The organism is Streptomyces sp. NPDC048481 (assembly GCF_043200075.1).
GTDB lineage: Bacteria > Actinomycetota > Actinomycetes > Streptomycetales > Streptomycetaceae > Streptomyces.
This window is the reverse complement of record NZ_JBICXC010000004.1, coordinates 247304-272591: the sequence shown is the minus strand read 5'-3', so window position 1 is coordinate 272591 and position 25288 is coordinate 247304. Positions and strand designations below refer to the sequence as shown.

Here is a 25288-nt window from a genome sequence, read left to right as displayed (position 1 = left end):
GTGGTGGCTTCGGTCGGCTCTCGCGACCGGTTCAGTCGCCCGTCGGGACGGTCGGGACCGGCGTTGCGGGGGCCGTCCAGCCGCTCCAGGCCGGGATGGGCTCCTGGGCCCGGCGCCAGGCGGACGGGACGGCTGCCGTCCCGGTGCGGGCCGCGACCACGCCTCCCGCGATGGCGCAGGTGGTGTCACGGTCGCCCCATCCGCCAACCGTCTGCCACAGGGCCTCGACGAGGTCGTCCAGGTGCCCGGCGGCGGACCAGAGGGCGAACGGCACCGTGTCCGGCGCCGAGATCAGCGTCCCCGAGCCCAGCACGGACGCGGCATGCCGCACCGAGGTGTGCCCGGGCAGTCCCGCCGCCACCAGCAGGCCGGAGCGCACGTCGCCGTCCGGCACGTGCCCGGCGACCTCGCGCAGGAGGTCCTCCCGTGCCGGGGCGTCCGCGCCGGCACCGGCGGCCGCCAGCGCGGCGGCGACGGCCACCGCCACCGCGCCCGCGACCGCCTCCGGGTGCGCGTGCGTGGTCAGCGCCGACAGACGGGCCTGCTCCCGGACCACCGCCAGGTCGCCGTGGAACCAAGCCCCCAGCGGGGCGACCCGCATCGCCGCGCCGTTGCCGTAGGAGCCCTGTCCGCCGAACTGCCCGGTCGTCACCGCCCGGTGGTCCTCCCCGGCGGCGATCCGGCGCAGCACGCCGTGCATGGACGGCCCGTACTTGCGGCCCGGGTCGCGGCCGTACTCGGCGGCGAACTCCCGCGCGAGGCCGTCCGGACGGACCTCCCCGTGCGTCGTCAGATGGGCGAACAGGACGAACGCCATCGCCGAGTCGTCCGTCCACGGCCAGGGCGCCGGACGCGGCTCCCGGGCCGCCCACAGAGTCTCGGTCGGCTCGTCGGACCGGGTGAACCAGCTGTCGCCGAAGGCATCGCCGGCGACGAGACCGTCCAGACTGGCGTGGGCGTGCTGCGGACCGGTCATGACAAGGCTCCTCACGGACGTGACGGCGGGGCGATCGCCGCATTCTCGCCGCAGGCCCTGCCGCCGGGCGAACGGATTACCCCACGCGCGGGGAACATCTCCGTATCGCGCGGGCCGAGCCGGTGGAACGCTCGGCCGGATCGCCGGATCGCCGGATCGCCGGATCGCCGGATCGCCGCATCGTGTGCACCGTGCGCGTCGCACGGACCCCGCGCATCGGACGGACCGCGACGACCGGGCGGATCTCGTGGACCCCGCGCGCCCCGCGGATCGGGCGGATTCGGGGGATGGTGCGTGACCCCGCGCGTGTGCGCGCAGTTGATCCGCACATGAAGAAGCGCAGCATGCTCGCCATCGCCTCCCTCGCCACCGGCTTCGTCGTCGCGGCGATCACCCCCTCGCACGGTCTGGGCGCCGAGGACCTCGACGGACTCAACGTCGGCGACACCCTCAGCGCGCTCGACCACACCGTGGCCAGCGACAGCCTGGCGGTCGACGACGGCGCCCTGGGGCAGAACGACTGACGGCACGCCACCTGAGTCACGGCGCCGGCGCCCCGAGGGGGGTGCCGGCGCCGTGACGTTCGGACGCCCTCAACGGGAACTGGTTTCCGTGGCAGGGTGGAGCGGGCAAGCCACAGGGGGCCAACAGAAGAGGGGGAACCGTGACCGTCGTCTGGATCAACGGCGCGTTCGGTGCGGGGAAGACCACCACCGCACGGGAATTGATCGACCTGATCCCGAACAGCACGCTCTTCGACCCCGAGGTCATCGGGGCGGCGCTCCCGCACCTGCTGCCCGCCAAGCGCCTGGCCGAGGCCGGCGACTTCCAGGACCTGCCGATCTGGCGTCGGCTGGTGATCGACACCGCGGCCGCACTCCTCGCCGAGCTGGGCGGCGTCCTCGTCGTTCCCATGACGCTGCTGCGCGAGGAGTACCGCGACGAGATCTTCGGCGCTCTCGCCGCCCGCAGGATCCCCGTCCGGCATGTGCTCCTCGCCCCGGCGGAAACGATCCTGCGCGAGCGAATAGCCCGGCGGGAGGTCCCCGCCGACCTTCCCGACGGCGAGATGCGGGTCCGGCAGTGGTCGTACGACCACATCGAGCCCTACCGGACCGCCCTCGCGACCTGGCTCACCGCCGACGCCCATCCGGTCGACAACGGAGCCCTCACCCCGCGGGAGACGGCCGCCCGGATCGCCGAGGCCGTCGGCAGCGGCGCCGTCGCCGCGTGCGACATCGTGCAGACCCCCGAGCCCACGGCGGAGACGGTGGCCGCGGGCGTGCTCCTCTTCGACGAGCACGACCGGGTCCTGCTGGTCGACCCGACGTACAAGCCCGGCTGGGAGTTCCCGGGCGGGGTGGTGGAGCCCGGCGAGGCGCCCGCGCGCGCGGGCATGCGCGAAGTGGAGGAGGAGACCGGGATCCGGCTGGCGGACGTGCCCGCCCTGTTGGTCGTCGACTGGGAAAGACCTGTGCCTCCCGCCTACGGCGGTCTGCGCATGCTCTTCGACGGCGGTCTGCTCGACCGGTCGGCCGTCGCCGGGCTCCTGCTGCCCGGCCCCGAACTGCGCGCATGGCGCTTCGTGACGGAGGAGGAGGCCGCCGCTCTCCTCCCGCCGGTCCGCTACGAGCGCCTGCGCTGGGCGTTGCGAGCCCGCGAGAACCGGTCCGCGCTCTACCTGGAGGCCGGCGTTCCGCAGGGCTGAGCGCTCCGCACCAGCCACCCCGGACCGGGAACCGGCCGCACGGACCACACCCCGGTGGACGCCCGGGGTCCGCGTCGTTCGCGCGTCCGCCCGAGTCGCCCCGGCCCTGGCTCCGGACCGCGCTCACCCCGCCGCCGACCACTTCGGCCCCCCCGGGGCCGCCGGACTCCCGCTCCCTCGTCGACGCCGGCGGAGGAGGGAGTGCGCGGAGGGCCCCGTCCGTCGGACGGGGCCCTGAGCCGACGCGGGTCGGGTGACGGGTGGGGTCAGCTCGCCGCGTAGGCGCGCAGGAACAGCGCCTCGGCCACCGACAGCCGCTCCAGCTCCTGCGGAGAGACGCTCTCGTCGACCGCGTGGATCTGCGCCTCGGGCTCGCTCAGGCCGATGAGGAGGATCTCCGCGTGCGGGTAGAGGGAGGCGAGCGTGTTGCAGAGCGGGATGGAGCCGCCCTGGCCCGCGTACTGCATCTCCTGGCCCGGGTAGGCGACCGCCATCGCCTCGGCCATCGCCGCGTACGCGGGGCTGCCGGTGTCGGCGCTGAACGGCTGCCCCTGGCCGACCTGTTCGGTGCTCACCCGGGCGCCCCACGGGGTGTGCGCCTCCAGATGGGCCTCCAGCAGCTTGGTCGCCTGCGCCGCGTCCACGCCCGGCGGCACCCGCAGGCTGATCAGCGCGCGGGCGCTCGCCTGCACGGAGGGCGTGGCGCCCACGACCGGCGGGCAGTCGATGCCGAGGACGGTCACCGCGGGGCGGGCCCAGATCCGGTCGGCGACCGTGCCGGAACCGATCAGCGAGACGCCGTCCAGCACCTTGGCGTCCTGGCGGAACTGCGCGTCGTCGTACTGAAGCCCTTCCCAGCGCGAGTCGTCGCTCAGACCGTCGACCGTCGTCGAACCGTCCTCGGCGCGCAGCGAGTCCAGGACGCGGATCAGCGCGCCCAGCGCGTCGGGAGCGGCCCCGCCGAACTGGCCGGAATGCAGGTTGCCCTCAAGGGTGTCGATCCGGACCCGCATCATGGTCATGCCGCGCAGCGTGGAGGTGACCGTGGGCAGGCCCACCCGGAAGTTGCCCGCGTCGCCGATGACGATCGTGTCGGCCGCCAGCAGGTCGGGGTGCTGCTCGGCGTACCGCTCCAGCCCGCCGGTGCCCTGCTCCTCGGAACCTTCCACGATCACCTTGACGGTCACCGGGACGCCGCCGTCGGCCTTCAGGGCGCGCAGCGCGAGCAGGTGCATGATCACGCCGCCCTTGCAGTCGGCGCTGCCTCGCCCGTACCAGCGCCCGTTCCGCTCGGTCAGCTCGAACGGGGGAGTGGTCCAGGAGGCCTCGTCCAGCGGCGGCTGCACGTCGTAGTGCGCGTACAGCAGGACGGTCTTCGCGCCCGCGGGGCCGGGCAGGCAGCCGTACACCGACTGGGTGCCGTCGGGCGTGTCGAGGACGGCCACGTCCTGGAAACCCTCGGCGCGCAGCGCGGCGCAGATCCAGCCGGCGGCCGCCTCGCTCTCGCTCCTGGGGAACTGGTCGAAGTCCGCCACCGACTTGAAGGCCACCAGTTCGGTGAGCTCCTCCCGCGCCCTCGGCATCAGCGAGGCGACGGTCTCGGCGATCGGATTCGACGGCATGGGCACGCTCCTTGTGGGTGCGACGTTGTACTGGGTGGCACTGGTCCGTTCGAGGGACCGTGCGAGCGTACGCGTTGCCGGGTGGGGGCGCGCACGCCGCCGATCCTGCCACAGCGGACCGTCATCGGGCCGTGGCGATCTCCGCCGTAGGATGCGGGGGACAGGTGCGGCAAGCAGCTTGATCGGGAGCAGTAGACCATCGTGAGCAGCGAGAACTCTTCGGCGGACGACGAGAACTCTTCGGCGGACGCCCGGCAGGTGTGGGACGTCGTCGTGGTGGGCGCGGGACCCGCGGGGGCTTCGGCCGCCTACGCGGCGGCGGTCACCGGGCGGCGGGTGCTGTTGCTGGAGAAGGCGGAGCTGCCCCGCTACAAGACGTGCGGCGGCGGCATCATCGGTCCCTCGCGCGACGCGTTGCCGCCGGGCTTCGAGCTGCCCTTCCGCGACCGGGTGCACGCGGTGACGTTCTCGAACAACGGGCGCTTCACCCGGACCCGCCGCTCGCGGCAGATGCTGTTCGGGCTGATCAACCGGCCCGAGTTCGACCAGCAGCTCGTCGAGCACGCCCAGAAGGCGGGAGCGGAGCTGCGCACCGGCGCGACCGTGCAGCGCGTCGAGCAGCACGGTTCGTCGGTGCCGGACCGGCGCGCGGTGGCGGTGGTCCTCCAGGGCGGGGAGACGCTGCTGGCGCGCGCGGTGGTCGGGGCGGACGGCAGCGCCAGCCGCATAGGGGCGCACGTCGGCGTGAAGCTCGACCAGGTGGATCTCGGCCTGGAAGCGGAGATCCCGGTTCCCGACACGGTCGCCGAGGACTGGAAGGGGCGCGTCCTCATCGACTGGGGGCCGATGCCCGGCAGTTACGGCTGGGTGTTCCCCAAGGGCGACACCCTGACCGTGGGCGTGATCTCCGCGCGTGGCGAGGGCGCGGCGACCAAGCGCTACCTGGAAGACTTCATCGGGCGGCTCGGCCTCGCCGGTTTCGAGCCGAGCATCTCCTCCGGCCATCTCACCCGGTGCCGGGCGGACGACTCCCCGCTCTCGCGCGGGCGGGTGCTGGTCTGCGGGGACGCGGCGGGTCTGCTGGAGCCGTGGACGCGCGAGGGCATCTCCTTCGCCCTGCGTTCGGGGCGGCTCGCCGGCGAGTGGGCGGTGCGCATCTCGGAGGCCCACGACGCGGTGGACGCGCGGCGCCAGGCACTGAACTACGCCTTCGCGGTCAAGGCGGGACTCGGCGTGGAGATGAGCGTCGGCAAGCGGATGCTCGCCGCGTTCGAACGCCGTCCCGGACTCTTCCACGCGGCGCTCACCGGGGTGCGCCCGGCCTGGCGGGCGTTCACCGACATCACCCGCGGCAGGACCACGCTGGGCGAACTCGTCCGCTCGCATCCGATGGCCCAGCGGGCGCTGACCGCGATGGACCGGCGGCAGGCGGCGGTGTCGCCGGCGACGCAGCCGTCGTCCCGGTCGTCGTCGCAGCCTGCGGCGGAGTCCTCCGCGGAGGACGGCGAGTCCTGACCGGCCCCCGTTCAGGTCGCCCCGCCCCGGTCTCCTGCCGGGTGCGTGACCGACGGGCGGCGGCGGAGCCCCGGCCGTCGCACGTCCCGCGCCTTGTGAGGCAGCGGTCCCCTGACGTCCTCCTGCCCCCCGTTTCCTCGTCCCCGTTTCCCCCGTGCGCCATTCGCCGCTGGCGACATACGGGTCGCTGCGGGCGTCCACCGTCCACGCGTACGTCCAGGGGAGTACGGCCGCGCACCTCGCCCGGCGGACGTCCGGGCCGGTCCGGGGCGTCTAGCGTGGCCCGTATGGACGATGAGCGGGTGCACGGGCCGGGCGGCCCGCAGAGGCGGCGGCGCCGGCCGTCCCCGTGGCCGCCCCCCTGGGCGGGCCGGGAGGGCGCGGAGCCGGACGCGGGGCGTCTGCCCTGGCGGTCCACCGCCCTGATCACCGTGCTGGTGTTCGCCGGGTCGGCGTTCGCCGCCCGCGCTCAGCAGGACCAACGGGCCCCGCTGGACCTCTTCGCGCGGGTGCTGCTGGTCGTCGCCTGCGCTCTGCTGCTGGGGCGGCTGCGACGGCCGGTGGCCGTGGTGTTCGGCACGGCCGCCGTCGTGGCGGTCTACCTCGGCGCGGGGTACGCGTACGGGCCGGTCTTCCTCACCGTGGCGGTGGCGTGCTGCTCGGCCGTGGTGTCGGGGCACCGCCGGGCCGCCTGGACCGCCCTGGGCACACTGTGGGCCGTCCACCTGCTGGTGGCGCACTGGCTGTACCGGTGGCTGCCGCCCGCCGGGGACGACCCCGCCCCGTTCTGGCAGGAGATCGTCGTCGCCGGCTGGGCCGTGGCGATCGTGGCGATCGCGGAACTCGCCCGGATCCGCCGTGAGCAGTGGGCCCGGGAGCGGGCCGAACGCGCTCAGGCGGCCCGCCGGCGCGCCGGTGAGGAGCGGCTGCGCATCGCGCGCGAACTCCACGACGTCCTCGCCCACAGCCTCTCGGTCATCAACGTGCAGGCGGGCGTCGGCCTCGCGCTCCTCGACTCCGACGTGGAGCAGGCGCGCACGGCGCTCACCACCATCAAGGCCGCCAGCAAGGAGGCGCTGGGCGAGGTGCGCCAGGTGCTGGACACCCTGCGTACGCCGGGCGACGCACCGCGCGCTCCGGCCCCCGGGCTGGACCGGCTGGCGGAGCTGGTGGAGCAGGCGGCGCGCGCCGGGCTCACGGTCGACGTCACCGGTCGTGCGCCCCGGCTGCCGCCCCACACCGATCTCGCCGCCTTCCGCATCGTGCAGGAGGCCCTCACCAACGTCGTCCGCCACTCGGGCTCGCGTCACGCTCGCGTGCGGGTCGAGGACCGCGGTTCGACGCTGCGTCTGCGGATCGACGACGACGGGCCGGCGACCGGTGCGGAGGCGGGCGGCAGCGGCAACGGTCTCGCCGGGATGCGGGAGCGGGCCGCCGCGCTGGGTGGCACGATCGAGGCGGGGCAGCGGCCCGACGGCGGGTTCCGCGTGCTCGCCGTGCTGCCGACCGGGGCCGGGGGGAACCAGTGAGCGAGGGAGGACCGGTGATCCGCGTACTGCTGGCCGACGACCAGTCGTTGGTCCGGGCGGGGTTCCGGGCGCTGCTCGGCGCGCAGCCGGACATCGAGGTCGCCGGCGAGGCCGCCGACGGTGCCCAGGCGGTGCGCGCGGTGCGGGAACTGCGGCCCGACGTCGTGCTGATGGACATCCGGATGCCGCTGCTCGACGGACTCGCCGCCACCCGCCGGATCACCGAGGACGACGCTCTCGCCCAGGTCAAGGTGGTCATGCTCACCACCTTCGAGCTGGACGAGTACGTCTTCGAGGCGATCCGCGCGGGGGCGTCCGGCTTTCTGGTCAAGGACACCGAGCCGGAGGAACTCCTGCGTGCCGTGAGGGCGGTGGTCGCCGGGGACGCGCTGCTCTCACCGGGAGTGACGCGCCGGCTCATCGCCGAGTTCGCCGCCCGTTCCAAGGAGCCGGCGGCCGCGGGCGCGCTGGCCCGGCTCACCGAGCGGGAGCGGGAGGTGATGGCGCTGGTCGGGATCGGCCTGTCCAACGAGGAGATCGCCCGCCGCCTGGTCGTGAGCCCGCTCACCGCCAAGACCCACGTCAGCCGCACGATGGTGAAGCTGGGCGCCCGGGACCGGGCCCAACTCGTGGTCCTGGCCTATGAGTCGGGGCTGGTGCGGCCGGGCTGGCTCGGCTGACCGCCGCCGCGGAAGCGGACCAGGACCGAGACCACGCGGACCGTGAACACCAGGGGAGCGAGCACCAGACCGCTTCGCAGCGACAACTTCTCCGCCAGGGGCGGCAGTTCGAACAGCAGCGCCGGTCCGGCCGCCGCCCCGAACAGCACCGCCGCCGCGAACGCCGCGCTGAACAGCGCGTATCCGATTTCGACGGTGATCGCGTCCCGCTCGGCCTGCGACCGCCGCCGTCCCCCGTGACCGCTCATGGGAAGAGTGTCACAGGGCTGCGCCCGGCAGGCCGGTCCGGCCCGCCGGGCGCACGCGCCGGCCGACGACGCGCGGGGCTCGGTCAGTCGCGTGCCCCCGCGGCCGCCGTCTCCTTCGCCTCCGGCCGGGCCGTGCTCGACCCGGCGACCACCACCGAGCCGGGGGAGCGGCGGGTGCGCAGACCGGGGAGGGTGATGAGCAGGCCCGCGGCGGCGATGACCGTCACGACCGTCAGTCCGGGCCGGTAGCTGTCGAGGACGGCCTGCGGGGTGGGGTCGGCGGGGGCGCCGGCGGTCACCACGGCGGTGACGACGGCGAGGAAGACCGCCCCGCCCACCTGGACCGACGTGTTCAGCAGACCGGAGACCATGCCCTGTTCACGGTCCGCGACGCCGTTGGTGGCCTGGATGTTGAGCGAGGGGAAGACCAGCGCGCAGGCCGCGCCGATCAGCAGCATCGACGGCAGGATGACGGTCGCGTACACCGGGTCGAGATCGACGCGCAGGAACAGCGCGTACCCGGCGACCATGAGCGTGAAGCCCGCGGCGATCAGCCGGGGGGTGCCGAACCGGTCGACGATCGAGCCGACCTTGGTCGAGGAGACCGCCACCAGCGCGCCGGCCGGCAGGAAGGCGAGCGCCGTGTGCAGCGCCGACCAGCCGAGCAGCGTCTGCATGTACAGGGTGGCCAGGAACTGGAAGCCGACGTACGAGCCGAAGAAGGCCATGGCGCCGAGCTGGGCGCGGACCTGGCTGCCGGAGCGCAGCACGCCGAGCCTGATCAGCGGACCCGCCGAGCGGCGCTCGACCGAGACGAAGACGGCCAGCAGGACGGCGACCGCGAGGAAGGACAGCAGCGTGCGGGCGGACGTCCAGCCGGACTGCGGGGCCTGCACCACCGTGGAGACCAGCAGCAGCATGGACGCCGTGCCGAGGACGGCGCCGGGGACGTCGTAGCCGTCGTGGTCCTTCTCCCGTTCGCTGCGCGGCAGCAGCTTCAGGCCGGCCGCCAGCGCGGCCAGGGCGATCGGCGCGGGCAGCAGCATGGTCAGCCGCCAGCTCGCCTCGGTGAGCAGGCCGGAGAGCACCAGCCCCATCGAGAAGCCGGTGGCGGCGCAGGTGGTGTAGATGGAGAGGGCGCGGTTGCGCAGGGGGCCCTCCGGGAACGTCGTGGTGATGATCGACAGGCCGGCCGGGGCGGTGAAGGCCGCGCTCAGGCCCTTGACGAACCGGCTGGCGATCAGCAGCGGTCCGGAGTCGACGAGGCCGCCGAGCAGGGAGGCCAGCGCGAAGACCCCGAGGGCGACCAGGAACACCTGGCGGCGGCCGAGCAGGTCGGCCGCGCGGCCGCCGAGGAGGAGAAGACCGCCGTAGCCCAGGATGTAGCCGCTGACGATCCACTGAAGGGTCGAGGTGGAGAGCCCGAGGTCGGAGCCGATGGACGGCAGGGCCACGCCGACCATGGACACATCCAGCGCGTCCAGGAACATCGCGGCGCACAGCACCAGCAGGGTGCCCCACAGGCGGGCGTTCCAGCGGCCTTCTGGCCCCTCGGGGAGAGGGGGCGCGGAGGAGGAGAGCGGAGAGGTCATGGCGAAGACACTACATGCGCATGCATTGAATGCAAGGGCATTTAATTCTGATGCAATGAATTCTGTTCCCTGCTACGGTGCGCCCATGGCGGCGACGGAGAGCGAGCCCGACGACGGACGGACGCTCGTGCGGCAGTGGCGGGACATGCTGGCCCTGCACGCGCGCACCCAGTGCGAACTCGACCGGGCGCTGCACCGGCACGGCCTGTGCGGAAGCGACTTCGAGGTGCTGGACGTCCTCGCCGGATCGCGGGCGCCGGACGGCTCGTGCGCCTACCGCGTCCAGGAGATCGCCGAGCGGGTCCACCTGAGCCAGAGCGCGCTGTCGCGGCTCGTCGCACGGCTGGAGAAGGACGCTCTGGTCGAGCGCCGGCTCTGCGCCGAGGACCGCAGAGGGGTCCGGGTCGCGCTGACCGCCAAGGGCCGCACCCTGCACGCCGACGTGCGGCCCGTGCAGCGCGCCGTGTTGGCGCGCATGCTCGCCGACTGACGGCCGGGAGCGCTCAGATCACGCCGGACGTCTCCCGCCACAGCGCCGCGAGCGAGGCGTCGCCGGACACGGCGGGCAGCGGCAGCCGGTTCCACAGCGACAGGCAGAGAGCCGCCGCCGGACCCGACACCTCGCAGTCGGCCGTCCCGTGCGCGCCGCGTTCCGTCACCGGCGGTCCGGCCGACAGACGCACCGTCCACACGGCGTCGGCGAGGTCGGTCGCCCGCACCCTCAGGACCGCGGGTTCCGGCGTGCGCACCCGGCTCTTGGGGCGCGCGTGGAAGCCGCGCAGCAGTTCGTCGATCCCGTCGGCCGCGAACCCGGCGTCCGTCTCGCGCGCGATCTCCGCGACGTCACGTCCGCGCGCCGCTTCGGCGTCCACGCGGTGCACGGCCGTCTCGTGCGCCTGCCGCCGCGCCCAGAACGCGAGCGGCGAAGGAGCGGGCAGGAAGTGCCAGCACTCCACGTCGGGCGACGCCCCGGACAGGGTGTCGACCAACCGCACGAGCCCTTCGCGGAACCAGTCCAGCAGCGGCTCGCCGTCGAGGTCCGGCTCCTGCCCGAACGGCCGGAACGAGGTGTGGCCCACGGCGACGAACGACGTCGCCCAGCGATGCACCGTGCCGGTGTGCCGCAGCAGATCCCTCACCTGCCACTCCGGGCAGGTCGGCACCTTCGCGTCGGGCCCGGCCTGCGCCGCCGCGGCGGCCAGCGCGCGCCCCTCGCGGTCCAGGACGCGTATGAACTCGGCAGTCTCCATGGCGGGAGTCTGCCGGACGACGTGCGATCACGAGCGAAATTTCTCGTCCTGCCGGTGGCCGCCCGCCGCGGTGCGCCCACGACGGACACGGCGCGGGGTGGGATCATCGGGGGATGCGGATGAGCGGACCCCGGCTGCGGGCCCGGGCGGGAGCGGTCCTTGCGGCGGGCGCGCTGGCGGCGTGCGGCGCGCCGGAGGGCGGCGCGGCCACGCCGCCCCCCGCGACGGCGACCCGGGTCTCCCCGCATCCCGCGCCCCGGTTCGACGCGGAGATCACGCTGTCGGACGGCCGTCACGTGGGCGTCGCCTACGTCGCCGGACGCGGCCTCGCCGAGCGGCACCGGAGCGCCACGGGGGAGTGGAGCCCGCCGCACCTCGTGTACACGACCCGGACGGACCGGTGCGGGAGCGTCGTCCTGAAGGCGTTCGGCGACACCGTCACCGTCATCGCGGACTGGGGCGACTACTGCTACGACGGTGAGCCGCCCACGGAGTCGGTCGCCGCCGTCGGCACGAACGACCTCACCCACTGGGACACACACCTCACCGCGGACTTCGACGGCTGGACGAAGGTCCACGCCGCCGGCGACGCACAAGGCCTGCTGTTCACCAGGGACTCCACCGAGTCGTCCACCCGCCTCCGGTGGAGCCGTGCCGACGGGTTCGCACGGGTGGAGGAGATTCCGCGCTGATCCCGGCGTATCCCCGGCGCACCCCCGCACGGCCACTAGGATTCCGCGACGCGTCTCCATGTCAGCCGCGACCCCGGGGGAACCGAACTCATGAACGCCTGGAACCAGCAGGGCGGCCGACCGCCCTACGACCCGTACCACCCCTACGGCCCGTACGGGCCTCCACCGCCCGTGCCCCGGGTGGGGTGGGTGCGCCGGACGTGGCGGGCCGTCGGTCCCATCGCGGCCGGCCGCAAGGTCTTCCGTCCCTCGCGCCCCGGCCGCGTCGACGATCCGGCGGTCGCCCGCATGCAGCGCGTCCGCACCGCCGTCGGACTGGCCGCGGTGGTGTGGGTGACGTTCTCCTACAAACTGGCCGCCTCCGTCACGGACCTCGCGGACGACCGCCTCGACCAGTCCTGGAACTCCGTCCTCGTCCTGTCGGTGACGTTCCCGGTGGTCGTCGGCGTGCTCATCGGCATGGCCCGTCCACCGGCGCGGCGCGAACTGCTGCGGCGGGCCCGCAAGCCGCTCGGCTCCATCCTGGCGCTGATCGGCAGTGTGGCCCTCTTCCCCGCCGCCGTGCTCACCGGCCTCCTCGACGGCAAGCTCGCCACCGGCGCGGTGACGACCGTGCTGACCGTCGTCGTCGCCGTGCTCATGCTGGTGTGGGTCCTGCCGTTCGTCGCCTACGGCATCGGGATGTCCCTCGTGCACGTGTTCCGCACCGCGGACATCCACGAGACGGTCCCGCCGCTGCTGGCGCTGGTCCTCGTATGGGAGATGGCGCTCGTCGACGTGCTGACCGGGGCGTACGAGGGCGTGCCGGGGCCGCTGCGGATCCTGCTGGTCCTGGGCGCCCCCTGCTCCGTGACCGCGGTCGCCCTGTGGGAACTGCGCCGGCTGCGCGTCGGCTACGGCCTCACCCTGCGCGGCGCGCTCATGCGCTGACGGCCGCCGGCCGGCGCCGCCGGCCACCGCGGCGAGAATGCCGGTCGGCCCGCCCTGACTTGGTGTTTTACAGTGGCTGTCGCCAGTCCAGGAGACTCCGGAACTGTGAGGTACACGCACATCATGTCGACCGAAACGTTTGAGTTCCAGGTTGAGGCCCGCCAGCTGCTCCAGCTGATGATCCACTCGGTCTACTCGAACAAGGACGTCTTTCTCCGCGAGCTCGTCTCCAACGCCTCCGACGCGCTGGACAAGCTGCGCCTCGCCGCGCTGCGGGACGACACGCTCGACGCCGACGTCTCCGACCTGCACATCGACATCGAGACCGACCCCGAGGCCCGCACCCTGACGGTGCGCGACAACGGCATCGGCATGTCCTACGACGAGGTCGGCCGGCTGATCGGCACCATCGCCAACTCGGGCACGGCCGCGTTCGTCAAGGAACTGCGCGAGGCGCAGGACGAGGCCGGCGCCGAAGGGCTCATCGGACAGTTCGGCGTCGGCTTCTACTCCGGCTTCATGGTGGCCGACGAGATGACGCTGCTGACCCGGCGGGCCGGCGAGGGCCACGGCACCCGCTGGTCCTCGCGCGGCGAGGGCACGTACACCCTGGAGCGGGTGGACGACGCTCCCCAGGGCACGACGGTGACCCTCCACCTCAAGCCCGCCGACTCCGACGACCAGCTGCACGACTACACCTCGGAGTGGACGATCAGGGAGATCGTCAAGCGCTACTCCGACTTCATCACCTGGCCGATCCGGATGGTCCCGAAGGCGGCCGCGGGCGACACCCCCGAAGACTCCGACGACGAGGCCGCCGCCCCGCGCGAACCCGAGACGCTGAACTCGATGAAGGCGCTGTGGGCGCGCTCGCGCGAGGACGTGTCCGACGACGAGTACCACGAGCTGTACAAGCACATCAGCCACGACTGGCGCGAACCGCTGGAGACGGTCCGGCTCCAGGCCGAAGGCACCTTCGAGTACCAGGCGCTGCTGTTCGTCCCCTCGCACGCCCCGCACGACCTGTACAACCAGGGCTACAAGCGCGGAGTGCAGCTCTATGTGAAGCGCGTCTTCATCATGGACGACTGCGAGGCGCTGCTGCCGCCGTACCTGCGCTTCGTCAAGGGCGTGGTCGACGCGGCGGACCTCTCGCTGAACGTCTCCCGTGAGATCCTCCAGCAGGACCGGCACATCCGGATGATGCAGCGCCGCCTCACCAAGAAGGTCGTCTCCACGGTCAAGGACATGATGACCGCGGCCCCCGAGCGCTACGCCACCTTCTGGCGGGAGTTCGGCGCCGTCCTGAAGGAAGGGCTGCTCACCGACGCCGACAACCGCGACGCCCTCCTCGCCGTCTCGTCGTTCGCGACGACGCACAGCGAGGACGAGCCGACCACGCTCAAGAGCTACGTGGAGCGGATGAAGGAGGGGCAGGACGCCGTCTACTACCTGACCGGCGAGTCCCGGGAGAGCATCGAGAACTCCCCGCACATGGAGGCGTTCCGCGCCAAGGGCATCGAGGTGCTGCTCCTGACCGACCCGGTCGACGAGGTGTGGGCCGACGCGGTCGGCGAGTTCGAGGGCAAGCCGCTGCGGTCCGTGGCCAAGGGCGAGGTCGACCTCGGCGGCGAGGACGACGAGAAGGCCGACGGCGAGCGGGAGAAGCAGGGCGAGGAGTATGCGGCCCTTCTCGGCTGGATGAAGGAGCACCTCGACGACGACGTCAAGGAGGTGCGGCTGTCCTCGCGCCTGACCGTGTCGCCGGCCTGCATCGTCTCCGACGCGCACGATCTGACCCCGGCGCTGGAGAACATGTACCGCGCCATGGGACAGGAGGTGCCCCGCGCCCGCCGCATCCTCGAACTCAACCCGGACCACGTGCTGGTGAAGGGCCTCAACCAGGCGTACAAGGAGCGCGAGGACCGCACGGGCCTCGCCGAGACCGCGGAACTGCTGCACGGACTCGCGGTCCTCGCCGAGGGCGGCCGCCCGAAGGAGCCCGGCCGCTTCGTGAAGCTGGTCGCCGACCACCTGGAACGCGCCCTGTAGTCCCCGCGCGCCGAGCCGGGCGGGCGGCGGCCCCCGCCCGGCTTCGGAGCGCCCGCACGGTTGTAGAGGCGGGAAGCCCGGCCCTACCGTGCAGGCACGACTCCGTCGGCGAGAGGTGGGGCATGACGCACGTCGAGGACGAACTGACCGACCAGCCCGCGTGCTGGAGCCGGGCAGCGGCCCAAGCCGACGCCTGCGCGAAGGAGTTGCCCGAGCCGGGGGAGCGGGTGGCGATCGTGGGCTGCGGCACCTCCTGCTTCATGGCCCGGTCCGCGGCGGCGCTGCGCGAGAGTGCGGGACACGGCGAGACGGACGCCTTCGCCGCCTCGGAGTTCCCTTACGGCCGCCGCTACGACCGGGTCGTCGCCCTGACCCGCTCCGGCACCACCACCGAGATCCTCGGCCTGCTCGCCCGGCTGCACGGACGCACCCGCACCACCGCGATCACCGCCGACCCGGACAGCCCGGTGACCACCGCCGCCGACCACGTGATCGTCCTGGACCGTGCCGACGAACGCTCCGTCGTGCAGACCCGGTTCGCCACCACCGCCCTCACCCTGCTGCGCGCCCGCGTCGGGCTGCACACCGACGCCGTCGTCGAGGACGCCCGCACCGCGCTCGCCGAGCCATTGCCTCAAGGCCTCACGGAGTGCCGGCAGTTCACCTTCCTCGGACAGGGCTGGACGGCCGGACTCGCCGACGAGGCCGCCCTGAAGATGCGCGAGGCCTCGCTGTCCTGGACCGAGGCCTACCCCGCCATGGAATACCGGCACGGGCCCATCAGCATCAGCACGCGGGGCACGGCCGTCTGGATGTTCGGGAAGGCGCCGCACGGCCTGGCCGACGAGGTGCGCGCCACCGGCGCGCTGTGGCTCGAGGGCACGCTGGACCCCCTCGCCGAACTGGTGCGGGCCCAGCGCCTCGCCGTCGCCGTGGCCGCGGCGCGCGGCCTCGATCCGGACCGGCCCCGCCACCTCACCCGCTCGGTGATCCTCGCCCCCTGAGGAGGTGCGATGCCCCTCACCACCACCGGCGAACTGGTCACCCGGGCCCACGCCGCCCACACCGCCGTCGCGGCCTTCAACATCGTCGCACTGGAACACGTCGAGGCCGTCGTCGCCGGGGCGGAGGCGGCCGGCGTCCCCGTCGTGCTCCAGATCAGCGAGAACGCCGTCGCCTTCCGGCAGGGGCAGGTGCTGCCGCTGGCCCGTGCGGCCGCCGTCGCCGCCGAACAGGCCCTCGTGCCCGTCGCGCTGCACCTCGACCACGTCCGCAGCGACCTGCTCCTCGGCCAGGCGGCGGAGGCGGGCTTCAGCTCCGTCATGTACGACGCCTCCCGGCTCCCCTACGAGGCCAACCTCGCCGCCACCCGCTCGGCCGTCGAGCGGGCGCACGCCCAAGGACTATGGATCGAGGCGGAGTTGGGAGAGATCGGCGGAAAGGGCGCCCATGTCGCCGGGGCTCGCACCGACCCGGCCGAAGCGCGCGCGTTCGTCGCCGGATCGGGCGTGGACGCCCTGGCCGTCGCCGTCGGCAGCGTCCACGCGATGACCGCCCGCACCGCCGCCCTGGACCACGGGCTGATCGGCCGGCTCGGCGCGGCACTCGACGTGCCCCTCGTCCTGCACGGCTCCTCCGGAGTCCCGGACCACGAACTGCGGGCGGCCGTCGCCGGCGGCATCGCCAAGGTCAACATCGGCACCGCGCTCAACCAGGCCATGACCGGCGCCGTCCGCGCGCACCTGGCGGCGCACCCCGACGTCGTCGACGCCCGCCGCTACCTCGCCGCGGGCCGCGAGGCCATGGCGCACGCCGTCGAGCGGATCGTCGCCGGGGCGGGTCTCACCGCGGGCTGACCGCCTTCAGCACCACGAACTTGCGGTCGCCGGCGACCGTCTCACAGGCGCCGAACAGCCGCTTGAGCTTGACGTGGTAGCCCAGATGACGGTTGCCCACCACCCACAGCTCACCGCCCGGCCGCAGCGCGCGCCGCGCCCCGGTGAACATGCGCCAGGCCGTCGCGTCGGTCGTCGCCTGGTGCGAGTGGAACGGCGGATTGTTGAGCACGACGTCCACACTGCCGTCGGCGACCCCCGCGAGCCCGTCGCCCACCCGGAACTCGGCGTGCCCCGGCACCCCGTTGGCCTTGTACGTGGCCTCCGCCGACGCCACCGCCTGGAACGACTCGTCCGTGAACAGCACCTCGGCTGCCGGGTCGGCCAGCGCCACCGCCGTGCCGACGACCCCGTTGCCGCAGCCCAGGTCGACGACCCGCCGCCGCCCCGAGGTCCGCGGCAGATGCCCCAGGAAGAACCGGGTGCCGATGTCGAGCCGCTCCGCGCAGAACACGCCCGCGTGATTGACGACCGGCCGGCCCGCGAGAGCGCCGCCGACGTCGTCGGGCAGGTCGTAGGTGTGCGGCCACGGATTGCGGGGGCGCTTCAGCGACGGGTCCGGGGTGCAGAACACCAGCCGGGCCTTCTGCTCGGCGAGAGAGGTCCGTGTCGGCCCGATGATCCGCTCGAACAGGCGCAGCGTCGACGTGTGGATCTCCTTCACCATGCCGGCGCCGACGACCACCGTGTCCGCGTGCACCGCGGGCGCGAGCCGCAGCAACTGGTCCTCCAGCAGCGCGAGGCTCTTGGGCACCCTGACCAGCAGCACGTCGATCCGCTCCGGCACCGGGTCCTGCGTGGTGAGCAGCCCGACGGCGCCGGTTTCGACGCCGGCCCGCGCGAGGTTCGCCCGGGTCGCCTCCTGGCCCAGCCACGAGTCCGTGATCTGGGTCGGACGGTGCGCCGCGAGCGCCGTGACCAGCGCGCCCCAGCGGTCGCCGAGCACGACCACGGAACCCGTCCACGGCACGTCGCGCTCGGCGAGGTGTCTGAGCAGGTACGCGTCGGCGGCGTCCCACGCGCGCAGTGTCTCGCGCGGGTCCTCGGGGAAGCGGGCCAGGGAGACCTCGCCCCACGGCGTCCTCATAGCGTCGTTCATCGTGGCCCAGGCTAGCCGAGCCGCAGATCAGGCCGGGTGCCGGAGCCGAGGAGGAGGATGGGGACATGGACACCGGACTGTTTCCGCGCGAACGGGCCCAGGTCGCGCCGGGCGCGGTGCATCTGCCCGACTGGCTGGACGACGCCCGGCAGCGCGAGCTGCTGAAGGCCTGCCGGGAGTGGGCCCGCCCCCCGGCCGGCCTGCGCACGGTCCGCACGCCCGGCGGCGGCGTCATGACCGCGCGCCAGGTCTGCCTGGGCTGGCACTGGTACCCCTACGCCTACGCCCGCACGGTCGCCGACGGCGACGGAGCGCCCGTCAAGCCGTTCCCGGACTGGCTGGGCGAGCTGGGCCGGCGCGCCGTGTCCGACGCGCTGGGCCCGGCGGAGGCCGAGGGCGCCGACTACGACATCGCACTGGTGAACTTCTACGAGGGCGACGCCCGGATGGGCATGCACCGGGACGCCGACGAGCGCGCCACGGCGCCCGTCGTCTCCCTCAGCCTCGGCGACGCCTGCGTCTTCCGCTTCGGCAACACGAGGACGCGCACCCGGCCCTACACGGACGTGGAACTGCGCAGCGGCGACCTGTTCGTGTTCGCAGGAGCGTCCAGACTCGCCTACCACGGGGTGCCCCGGGTGCTGCCCGGCACGGCCCCGGCCTCACTCGGACTGACGGGACGGCTGAACGTCACCCTGCGCGTCAGTGGATTCCCGGACGCCGCCTGACGAAGCGGATCATGGGAGACTCGCCCTCATGAGCGGCAAGGCGGACCCCCGGGCGGCGGGGGAAGGGACCACCTCGAGGGCGCGGTTGGACCGGGGGCGTGGAGCGCTCGGCCCCGCGCTGGAGCTCGTGCACACCGGACGGGCGCCCACCCGGGCCGTGCTCACCGCGGAACTCGGCGTCACGCGGGCCACGGCGGGCGCGGTCGCCGCGGAGCTGGAGGCGCTGGGGCTGATCCGGGTGGACGCGCGGCCCGCCGCGGCGGCGGGATCGCAGGGCCGTCCCTCGCACCGGCTGGAAGTCGCCCGCGAGGGGCCGGTCGTGCTGGCCGCCCAGGTCCACTCCGACGGGTACCGGGCCGCGCTGGTCGGCCTCGGCGGGCGGATCGTCGCCACGACGCCCAGCTGCGAGACCGTCGACGCCGACCCGGCCAAGGTCCTCGGCGCGGCCGTCGACGCCGGGGCGGAACTGCTGCGGACGACCGGCAGACGCTGTGTCGGCGCCGGGCTCGCCGTGCCGTCCGCGGTCACCGAGCCCGAGGGGCTGGCGCTGAACCCGCTGCACCTGGCGTGGCCGGTGGGAGCGCCCGTGCGGGAGATCTTCGCCGAGCGGGTCCGGGCGGCGGGCGTCACCGGCCCGGCCTTCGCGGCCAACGACGTCAACCTCGCCGCCCTCGCCGAGCACCGGCACGGTGCGGGACGCGGCGCCCGCGATCTGCTCTGCGTGGCCACGGGGCACCGGGGCGTAGGCGGCGCACTCGTGCTCGACGGCCGTCTGCACACCGGCAGTTCGGGCCTCGCCCTCGAGGTGGGCCACCTCACCGTCAACCCCGAGGGACGGCCCTGTCACTGCGGCAGCCGCGGCTGTCTCGACGTCGAGGCCGATCCGCTCGCGCTGCTCACCGCGGCCGGCCGCGAGCCCGGCCCGGAGGGCTCCCTGCTGCACCAGGCCAACGAACTGATCCGCGAGGAACACGGCGATCCGGCCGTCCGCACGGCCGTGGAGAGCCTGATCGACCGGCTCGGTCTGGGCCTGGCGGGCCTGGTCAACATCCTCAATCCCGACCGCATCGTCCTCGGCGGCCTGCACGGCACCCTCCTGGACGCCGACCCGGGCCGGCTGCGCGCGGTCGTCTCCGACCGCAGTCTGTGGGGGCACAGCGGAGGGGTGCCCATCCTCGCCTGCTCCCTCGACCACAACAGCCTGGTCGGCGCGGCCGAACTCGCCTGGCAGCCGGTGCTGGACGACCCGCTGGGAGCGCTGCCCGCCGGGTGAGGCGCACCGCGCGGGTTGCGCGACGGCACGCCACGCTGCCCGCCGAGCGGCGGAATCGGGGAGCCCGGCCGCCCAGCGCGCGAAGCGGGACCGTCTTCCGCGGTCCCGCCGACGTAGGTTGACGGTATGACAGACAACCTGACCGTGAGCGTCCTCGGCACGGGCATCATGGGCGCCGCGATGGCGCGCAACGTCGCCCGGGCCGGACACACCGTGCGGGCCTGGAACCGCACCCGCGCCAAGGCGGAGCCGCTCGCCGAGGACGGCGTGCTCGTGGCCGACACCCCCGAGGAGGCCGTCGAGGGCGCGGACGTCGTCCTGACCATGCTCCACGACGGCCCCGCCGCGCTGGAGGTCATGCGCCGGGCGGCGCCCGCGCTGCGGTCCGGGGCGGCCTGGGTGCAGTCGACGACCGCCGGGATCGAGGCGGTCGGCGACCTCGCCGCCTTCGCCGGCGCCCACGGCCTGGTGTTCTTCGACGCGCCCGTGCTGGGCACCCGGCGGCCCGCCGAGGCCGGTCAGCTGACCGTGCTCGCGGCGGGGCCACAGGCCGGGCGCGCCGCGGTGGCCCCCGTCCTGGAGGCCGTCGGCGCGCGGACCGTGTGGACCGGCGAGGACGGCGCCGAGGGCAGCGCCACCCGTCTGAAACTGGTCGCCAACAGCTGGGTGCTCGCGGCCACCGCGGCGGCCGGCGAGGTCCTCGCCCTGTCGGAGGCGCTGGACGTCGACCCCCACGCGTTCTTCGACCTCATCGAGGGCGGCCCGCTCGACATGGGGTACCTGAAGGCGAAGACGGCCCTGGTCCTCGACGACCGGCTTTCGCCCGCCCAGTTCGCCGTGACCACCGCCGCCAAGGACGCGCGTCTGATCGTCGAGGCCGGGCGCGCGAACGGCGTCCGGCTGGACGTGGCGGCGGCGACCGCCGAGCGGCTGGAGCGCGCCGCCGCCCAGGGGCACGGCGACGAGGACATGGCCGCCGCCTATTTCGCCAGCTTCGAGGAGGCGGAAGGGGCCTGACCGGCGGAAGGGGCAGGTCCGCGGCTGGGGCAGGTCCGCGCAGGTGACGGGCTCGGTCCGCGGGCGAGGGCCGACCGCACCAGGTGGCCTGTCGGCACCTGGTGGGCGATCCGGACCACTCGGCCTGATCACGGGGCCGGCGGCGACCGCCCAGCGGGAAGTCCGCGCCCGGACCTCGGCCTTGGGCCCCGCCGCCGCCCCCCGGCGGGCCGCGGGACGGTGTCCGGGCGTTGGCCGTGGGCCCCTTCCGTCGTCCGGGGGGTGCCGGGCGTTGCCCGGACCTCGTCCGTCGGCCCCGCCTGCGTCCGGCGGGTCGCGAGGCGGTGTCCGGGCGTTGGCCGTGGGCCCTTCCGTGGTGCTGCGGGTTGCCGGGTGTTGCCCGGACCTCGTCCGTCGCCCCGTCGCCCCCCGGCGGACCGCGAGGCGGTGTCCGCGGATTGCCGGGCGTTGCCCGGATCTCGGGCGTCGGCCCCGCCGTCTTCTCGCGGGCCGTGGGCGTCAGGCGGTGGTGGGCGCCCGGCGGGGCCGGGGCGTCAGTTCGCCGGCGCAGTTGGGGCAGACGTCCCGCAAAGCCTCGGCGCACGGCACGCAGTACGTGCACTCGTAGGAGCAGATCCGGGCCGCAGCGCCGGGCGGCAGGGCGGTCGTCGTGCACCGCTCGCAGTGGTCGCGCATCTCCAGGGCCATGGCCGTCCCGCTCCTCACCTGTGGCTTCACCGGTCGTCCGGCTTCGTCGGCCATCCTCACGCGGTGAGCCGCGCCGGACAGCATGCCTGCGGGACAGACCTCGACCCGATCGGGCCAGGGCGCGTCAGCGGGCCCCGGCGATCAGGCCTGAACGGCCGCCGCCCGTGCGGCCATGTCCCGCTCGCGGCACCGCCGGGGCGCGTCGCGCCTACTCCCGGGGAGGTAGGCGAACTGCCGCTGACCGTACGACGCCCTGGACCCCCGTCCGGCGGGAGTCTCGAAGCATCACCGTGCACGAGAACTCACCGAGGAGATGACCCGAGATGAACACCCTGGCGAACTGGGGCGGCGGCGGGCCCGGCCCCTGGATCCTGTTCCTTCCGTTGATCTGGGCGGCCGTCGTCGTCGGCGTGGTCACCTTCGTACGCCGCACGGCCGGGCGGGGCCGCCGCGGGCCGTGGAACACGATGGACCGTCCCGCTGGCGACTCCCCGCTCGCCGTGCTCGGCCGGCGCTTCGCCTCCGGTGAGATCGACGAGGACGAGTACTGGCGCCGGGTGTCGGTCCTGGACGAGCAGTTCGGCCGGCCCGCCCGCTGAACCGGCGGGGCCGCCCGCCGTGCGCGGAAAGCCGACGCCCGCCCGGCGGCCGCCCCTCGGGGGCTGGCCGCCTCGGGCGGGCGGGTCCGGCGGCGGTCACCGCCCGGTCAGCCGACGACGGCCGGCCGGGCGGGGGCATGGGCGGGAACCAGGTCGTCGACAGGTCCGACCTCCGCGAACAGCGGCACGGTCTGCTCCCTGGGGGTGCGCCGGGTCGGCCGCGCCGACACCTCGCGGGTGGCGCTGGGCGCGGGCAGCGTGAACCACACGACCTTGCCGGACTCCCCGTCCGGCCGGGCGCCCCAGCTCTCGCTCACCGCGGCCACCATCGCCAGCCCGCGTCCGCAGGTGGCGAGGGCCTCCTGCTCGGCGGAGCCCATGACGGGCAGCCGCGGATCATGGTCCCGCACGGAGACGGTGAGCCGGTCCAGCAGCAGCTCCAGCTCCACGACGCACGTCTTGTCGGGCTGGGCGTGCAGGTGGACGTTGGTCAGCAGCTCCGTCACACCGAGCGCGGCCCGGTCTATCAGCGGGTCCATGTGCCAGTAGCGCAGTTGCGCCGATACGATTCTGCGGACCTGTCCGATCCGCGACGGCAGGGCCTGAAGCTCCACCATGCAGTGCCTGCTTGGGTTGGTGATCACGGCTGCGACTCCCCGACTGAGGTCCGGAAGAACACGGAGTTCGGATCGAGCAGGGCGTCTGCGCAAGGCGGCCGCCTGCTGTCATGGCCGGCGGGCTGGTTCGCAGCGTTATCGCCGGTAAACCCAGAGTGACGTGAGACCAGAGTGACGCAGCGGATGCCGTACCGCAACTCGCGGTGATCCGGCCACGGGAACGTCGTCCGGTTTCGCGCGGTCTCAGCCGCCGCGTCCCGCCGCCCTGCGCACGGCCTCGATGAACCGGCGCGCCGCGGGCGGGCCGGGCTCGCCCGGCGCCGGGTCGTGGTCGCCGAGGGTCAGCAGGTACCGCTTGCCGTTGAGGTCGGCCAGCGCCCGGTCCTCCGCGGCGAACCAGGGCCTGGAGGCGCGGACCGCCTGCACGGGCGCACTGTCGATCTCGCTGCCGTAGCTGGTCAGCAGCTCCAGCCTGCCGTCGTTGATCCGGACCTGGCCGGCCCGGGTGAGCGAACGCAGCCGCTTGCCGATACGCACGCCCGTAGCCGTGAACTCCGGCTCCGCCATGCCTTCCCGCCCCCTCGCGATCGGTCTCTCTCCCCTGCTCCGGTGTGCGCCCCCGACCGGGAGCCGGCTCCGGGCCGGGGCCCTCGCCCCGTCCGGGGCCGTCGCCCCGCCCGGTGCAGTCTGCCCGCGCCCGGCGTCGAGCACCAGTGCGCGCGACGACCCCGGCGCGCCCGCCCGGAGCACTCGCGCGAATGCGCCCCCCGCCCGCGCCCATCCGCTCCCCAGGCCCCTCTTTGAGGACGTCAAAGGTGTGTTTATGCAGGTGAGAAGCGTGCGCAAGGTGTTTATGATCGATGCGTCGGCCGCGCGGACCACCGTCGGCGCGAAGCCTGAAGGAGCCCGTCGTGACCACCTCCCCACCCGCCAGGACCGGCGCCACCCTCGACGTCGACCGCAGCGACAGCGCCTACCGCGACTGGCTGAAAGAGGCCGTCCGCAAGGTGCAGGCCGACGCCAACCGCTCGGCCGACACGCACCTGCTGCGCTTCCCGCTGCCCGAGCGGTGGGGCATCGACCTCTATCTCAAGGACGAGTCGACCCACCCCACCGGCAGCCTCAAGCACCGGCTCGCCCGCTCCCTCTTCCTCTACGGTCTGTGCAACGGCTGGATCCGGCCGGACCGCCCGGTGATCGAGGCGTCCAGCGGCTCGACGGCCGTGTCGGAGGCCTACTTCGCCAAGCTGATCGGCGTGCCCTTCATCGCCGTCATGCCGCGTACGACGAGCGCGGAGAAGATCCGCCTGATCGAGTTCCACGGCGGCCGGTGCCACTTCGTCGACGACTCGCGCACCATGTACGAGGAGTCGGCCCGTCTCGCGGCGGACAGCGGCGGCCACTACATGGACCAGTTCACCTACGCCGAACGGGCCACGGACTGGCGCGGGAACAACAACATCGCCGAATCCATCTTCCGCCAGCTGGAGTCGGAGCGTTTTCCGGAGCCCGCGTGGATCGTCGCCACGGCCGGCACCGGCGGCACCTCCGCGACCCTCGCGCGCTTCATCCACTACACGCAGCGCGACACCCGCGTCTGCGTCGCCGACCCGGAGAACTCGTGCTTCTTCGAGGGCTGGACCACCGGCGATCCGGACGTCACCTGTGACTGCGGCTCGCGCATCGAGGGCATCGGCCGCCCCCGTATGGAACCCAGCTTCGTGCCCGGGGCCGTCGACCGGATGATGAAGGTCCCCGACGCGGCCAGCGTCGCCGCCGTGCGGGCGCTGGAACAGGCCATCGGCCGCAAGGCGGGCGGCTCCACGGGCACCGGACTGTGGAGCGCGCTCAAGATCGTCGCCGAGATGGTGGCGGACGGCCGACGGGGCAGCGTGGTCACCCTGCTGTGCGACCCGGGCGACCGCTACCTCGACAAGTACTACTCCGACGCCTGGCTCGCCGAACAGGGCCTGGACATCGCCCCGTACACGGCCGCGATCGAGTCACTGCTGGCCACCGGCGTCTGGCCGCGGTGACCGCCCGACAGATGAGGCACGGCGGATGACGCCCCGCCGGTGACGCCCCGCCGGGAGCGCCCGGCGGGGCGTCACCCGGCGAGCCGCCGGTCCAGGGCGGCGACGGCCTCCCGGAACGACCGCCCGAGTCCCGGCCGGGCCAGCCGCGCCCCACCCCGCAACACCGCCGTCCCGTCCACCGCGAACGTCCACCGCACCCGGGTGCCGACGCCCGCGGGCGCGAGCCGCCACTCCTCGACGAGCGCCCGCATCCCCGGCACGTTGGTGGCGTCGACGCGGTACGCGTACAGCTCCGACGGCTTCGCCGCGAGGACCGTCTCCCGGAACCGGGCGCCGCCCCGCAGCCGCACCTCGCGCCCAGCGCCGCCGTCCAGCGGCTCGACGGCGGTCACGGCCGTGAACCATTCGGGCCAGCCGCGGACATCGTCCGCGAGCGCCCGGTAGACCCGTTCGACGGGCGCGCGCATGTCGCGGGCGAAGACCATGCGCACGGGAGCGATGTCGACGAAGCCGAGCCCTTCAGGGCGCAGACGACGGACCATG

General features: G+C 73.9%; 26 protein-coding genes. 16 read left to right on the top strand and 10 right to left on the bottom strand.

Annotated elements, in window-relative coordinates:
- Window positions 1–31 precede the first annotated feature (31 nt).
- Window positions 32–976: an ADP-ribosylglycohydrolase family protein gene (locus ACGFSH_RS15310; protein WP_393348596.1), complete on the bottom strand. Its 945-nt coding sequence runs from the start codon at window positions 974–976 to the stop codon at window positions 32–34.
- A gap of 329 nt (window positions 977–1305) precedes the next feature.
- On the opposite strand from ACGFSH_RS15310, the gene ACGFSH_RS15305 reads away from it, so the two are divergent.
- Complete coding sequence (locus ACGFSH_RS15305) at window positions 1306–1500, top strand: hypothetical protein (RefSeq protein ID WP_393348594.1); 195 nt, start codon at window positions 1306–1308, stop codon at window positions 1498–1500.
- 140 nt (window positions 1501–1640) lie between these two features.
- Entirely contained in the window at window positions 1641–2684 is a 1044-nt protein-coding gene (locus ACGFSH_RS15300; RefSeq protein WP_393348592.1) for an NUDIX domain-containing protein, read from the top strand.
- 266 nt (window positions 2685–2950) lie between these two features.
- On the opposite strand, the gene ACGFSH_RS15295 is transcribed toward ACGFSH_RS15300, so the two are convergent.
- Window positions 2951–4306, bottom strand: coding sequence for a dipeptidase (locus ACGFSH_RS15295; RefSeq protein WP_393348590.1), 1356 nt, complete (start codon window positions 4304–4306; stop codon window positions 2951–2953).
- A 201-nt stretch (window positions 4307–4507) separates the two neighbouring features.
- Here ACGFSH_RS15295 and ACGFSH_RS15290 point away from each other — a divergent pair, with 201 nt between their 5' ends.
- From ACGFSH_RS15290 to ACGFSH_RS15280, 3 genes are all read left to right on the top strand, one after another.
- The gene (locus ACGFSH_RS15290; protein ID WP_393348588.1) at window positions 4508–5821 is read left to right on the top strand and encodes a geranylgeranyl reductase family protein; all 1314 of its coding nucleotides are present in this window, start codon (window positions 4508–4510) and stop codon (window positions 5819–5821) included.
- Between the two features lie 287 nt (window positions 5822–6108).
- The gene (locus ACGFSH_RS15285; protein WP_393348586.1) at window positions 6109–7350 is read left to right on the top strand and encodes a histidine kinase; all 1242 of its coding nucleotides are present in this window, start codon (window positions 6109–6111) and stop codon (window positions 7348–7350) included.
- A gap of 14 nt (window positions 7351–7364) precedes the next feature.
- Window positions 7365–8030 carry a response regulator gene (locus tag ACGFSH_RS15280; RefSeq protein ID WP_393348584.1) on the top strand — a complete coding sequence of 222 codons (666 nt, stop codon included), beginning with the start codon at window positions 7365–7367 and terminating at the stop codon, window positions 8028–8030.
- Here ACGFSH_RS15280 and ACGFSH_RS15275 read toward each other — a convergent pair.
- Entirely contained in the window at window positions 7991–8278 is a 288-nt protein-coding gene (locus tag ACGFSH_RS15275) for a DUF6332 family protein (protein WP_393348582.1), read from the bottom strand. The genes ACGFSH_RS15280 and ACGFSH_RS15275 overlap by 40 nt on opposite strands.
- Window positions 8279–8361: 83 nt before the next feature.
- Entirely contained in the window at window positions 8362–9870 is a 1509-nt protein-coding gene (locus ACGFSH_RS15270; RefSeq protein ID WP_393348580.1) for an MFS transporter, read from the bottom strand.
- An 85-nt stretch (window positions 9871–9955) separates the two neighbouring features.
- On the opposite strand from ACGFSH_RS15270, the gene ACGFSH_RS15265 reads away from it, so the two are divergent.
- A complete protein-coding gene (locus ACGFSH_RS15265) occupies window positions 9956–10360 on the top strand; it encodes a MarR family winged helix-turn-helix transcriptional regulator (RefSeq protein ID WP_393348578.1) in 405 nt (134 codons plus the stop codon).
- A gap of 13 nt (window positions 10361–10373) precedes the next feature.
- Here ACGFSH_RS15265 and ACGFSH_RS15260 read toward each other — a convergent pair whose 3' ends face one another.
- A complete protein-coding gene (locus tag ACGFSH_RS15260; RefSeq protein WP_393348576.1) occupies window positions 10374–11120 on the bottom strand; it encodes a maleylpyruvate isomerase family mycothiol-dependent enzyme in 747 nt (248 codons plus the stop codon).
- A gap of 113 nt (window positions 11121–11233) precedes the next feature.
- On the opposite strand from ACGFSH_RS15260, the gene ACGFSH_RS15255 reads away from it, so the two are divergent.
- The 5 genes from ACGFSH_RS15255 to ACGFSH_RS15235 all read left to right on the top strand — a co-directional run bounded on the left by ACGFSH_RS15255 (window position 11234) and on the right by ACGFSH_RS15235 (window position 16650).
- Complete coding sequence (locus ACGFSH_RS15255; RefSeq protein WP_393348575.1) at window positions 11234–11812, top strand: hypothetical protein; 579 nt, start codon at window positions 11234–11236, stop codon at window positions 11810–11812.
- A 90-nt stretch (window positions 11813–11902) separates the two neighbouring features.
- Complete coding sequence (locus ACGFSH_RS15250; protein ID WP_393348573.1) at window positions 11903–12742, top strand: hypothetical protein; 840 nt, start codon at window positions 11903–11905, stop codon at window positions 12740–12742.
- A 123-nt stretch (window positions 12743–12865) separates the two neighbouring features.
- Complete coding sequence (htpG, locus tag ACGFSH_RS15245) at window positions 12866–14794, top strand: molecular chaperone HtpG (protein ID WP_393348571.1); 1929 nt, start codon at window positions 12866–12868, stop codon at window positions 14792–14794.
- Between the two features lie 122 nt (window positions 14795–14916).
- Window positions 14917–15798 carry an SIS domain-containing protein gene (locus tag ACGFSH_RS15240; RefSeq protein ID WP_393348569.1) on the top strand — a complete coding sequence of 294 codons (882 nt, stop codon included), beginning with the start codon at window positions 14917–14919 and terminating at the stop codon, window positions 15796–15798.
- Between the two features lie 9 nt (window positions 15799–15807).
- Window positions 15808–16650 (top strand): ketose-bisphosphate aldolase, encoded by an 843-nt coding sequence (locus ACGFSH_RS15235; protein ID WP_393348567.1) that lies wholly within the window; start codon window positions 15808–15810, stop codon window positions 16648–16650.
- Here the strand turns inward: ACGFSH_RS15235 and ACGFSH_RS15230 are convergent.
- Window positions 16637–17776, bottom strand: coding sequence for a methyltransferase (locus tag ACGFSH_RS15230; protein WP_393349153.1), 1140 nt, complete (start codon window positions 17774–17776; stop codon window positions 16637–16639). The genes ACGFSH_RS15235 and ACGFSH_RS15230 overlap by 14 nt on opposite strands.
- Window positions 17777–17853: 77 nt before the next feature.
- On the opposite strand from ACGFSH_RS15230, the gene ACGFSH_RS15225 reads away from it, so the two are divergent.
- The 3 genes from ACGFSH_RS15225 to ACGFSH_RS15215 all read left to right on the top strand — a co-directional run bounded on the left by ACGFSH_RS15225 (window position 17854) and on the right by ACGFSH_RS15215 (window position 20806).
- Window positions 17854–18516 carry an alpha-ketoglutarate-dependent dioxygenase AlkB family protein gene (locus ACGFSH_RS15225; RefSeq protein WP_393348565.1) on the top strand — a complete coding sequence of 221 codons (663 nt, stop codon included), beginning with the start codon at window positions 17854–17856 and terminating at the stop codon, window positions 18514–18516.
- 28 nt (window positions 18517–18544) lie between these two features.
- The gene (locus ACGFSH_RS15220) at window positions 18545–19789 is read left to right on the top strand and encodes an ROK family protein (protein ID WP_393348563.1); all 1245 of its coding nucleotides are present in this window, start codon (window positions 18545–18547) and stop codon (window positions 19787–19789) included.
- A 126-nt stretch (window positions 19790–19915) separates the two neighbouring features.
- Window positions 19916–20806: an NAD(P)-dependent oxidoreductase gene (locus ACGFSH_RS15215; protein WP_393348561.1), complete on the top strand. Its 891-nt coding sequence runs from the start codon at window positions 19916–19918 to the stop codon at window positions 20804–20806.
- Window positions 20807–21304: 498 nt separating this feature from the next.
- Here ACGFSH_RS15215 and ACGFSH_RS15210 read toward each other — a convergent pair whose 3' ends face one another.
- Window positions 21305–21493 carry a DUF1272 domain-containing protein gene (locus ACGFSH_RS15210; RefSeq protein WP_393348559.1) on the bottom strand — a complete coding sequence of 63 codons (189 nt, stop codon included), beginning with the start codon at window positions 21491–21493 and terminating at the stop codon, window positions 21305–21307.
- 323 nt (window positions 21494–21816) lie between these two features.
- On the opposite strand from ACGFSH_RS15210, the gene ACGFSH_RS15205 reads away from it, so the two are divergent.
- A complete protein-coding gene (locus ACGFSH_RS15205) occupies window positions 21817–22092 on the top strand; it encodes an SHOCT domain-containing protein (protein ID WP_393348558.1) in 276 nt (91 codons plus the stop codon).
- Window positions 22093–22199: 107 nt separating this feature from the next.
- Here the strand turns inward: ACGFSH_RS15205 and ACGFSH_RS15200 are convergent, their stop codons facing one another.
- Window positions 22200–22736, bottom strand: a complete 537-nt coding sequence (locus tag ACGFSH_RS15200) for an ATP-binding protein (protein ID WP_393348556.1) — start codon at window positions 22734–22736, stop codon at window positions 22200–22202.
- 216 nt (window positions 22737–22952) lie between these two features.
- Window positions 22953–23276, bottom strand: a complete 324-nt coding sequence (locus ACGFSH_RS15195) for a hypothetical protein (RefSeq protein WP_329406915.1) — start codon at window positions 23274–23276, stop codon at window positions 22953–22955.
- 344 nt (window positions 23277–23620) lie between these two features.
- Here ACGFSH_RS15195 and ACGFSH_RS15190 point away from each other — a divergent pair, with 344 nt between their 5' ends.
- Window positions 23621–24745 carry a PLP-dependent cysteine synthase family protein gene (locus tag ACGFSH_RS15190; RefSeq protein ID WP_393348554.1) on the top strand — a complete coding sequence of 375 codons (1125 nt, stop codon included), beginning with the start codon at window positions 23621–23623 and terminating at the stop codon, window positions 24743–24745.
- A 71-nt stretch (window positions 24746–24816) separates the two neighbouring features.
- Here the strand turns inward: ACGFSH_RS15190 and ACGFSH_RS15185 are convergent, their stop codons facing one another.
- Window positions 24817–25287, bottom strand: coding sequence for an SRPBCC family protein (locus ACGFSH_RS15185; protein WP_393348552.1), 471 nt, complete (start codon window positions 25285–25287; stop codon window positions 24817–24819).
- Window position 25288 lies beyond the last annotated feature (1 nt).